Source organism: Pseudomonas sp. L13, assembly GCF_009935965.1.
Lineage (GTDB): Bacteria > Pseudomonadota > Gammaproteobacteria > Pseudomonadales > Pseudomonadaceae > Aquipseudomonas > Aquipseudomonas lactis.
Genome location: NZ_QODJ01000166.1, coordinates 1 through 563, shown reverse-complemented (window position 1 = coordinate 563; position 563 = coordinate 1). Strand labels below are relative to the sequence as shown.

Annotated in this window: 1 protein-coding gene; it reads left to right on the top strand. The window is 55.4% G+C overall.

Annotated elements, in window-relative coordinates:
* Positions 1 to 563 (top strand): transposase (locus tag DK871_RS28500; protein ID WP_161907484.1); only part of this gene is annotated, 563 nt, incomplete at both ends.

Here is a 563-nt window from a genome sequence, read left to right as displayed (position 1 = left end):
CTTAGAGACAAGCGTGTTAAAGCCGACCAAGCCACGGTCGCCCGCAGCCTGCGGGGTAACTGGCGAGCAGAGCACTTACATGCGCTGAGTCAGGAGTTGGCGGCTTATGATTTCCTGGAAAAACAGATTGGCGAGTGCGACCAAGCCATTGCTTATGCACTTGAACGGCTGCCGACTCTTCAAGCGGATGTTATCGCACCGAGCAAAACACTGCGTAATCCGCACCGTTCGAATGAGCAACAGTTGATCCTGCATCGAGCCTTGAACAAGGTAATGGGGGTGGATTTAACCGCAATCCCCACCATAGGAATCGACACCGCGCTGGTCTTAGCCAGTGAGTTGGGAGCGGACTTATCACGGTTTCCGACCTCACAACACTTCTGCTCCTGGCTCGGACTTGCGCCACCGACGAGGATCTCAGGAGGCAAGCCCCTTCCCGGTAAAACCGTGAAGGTTATCAATCGAGCCGCACAAGCCCTGAAACAGGCAGCCTCAATCGCCCGCAATGACAAGAGCTTTATCGGTGCCAGCCATCGCGCTCGTCTAACCCGAATGGATACCTG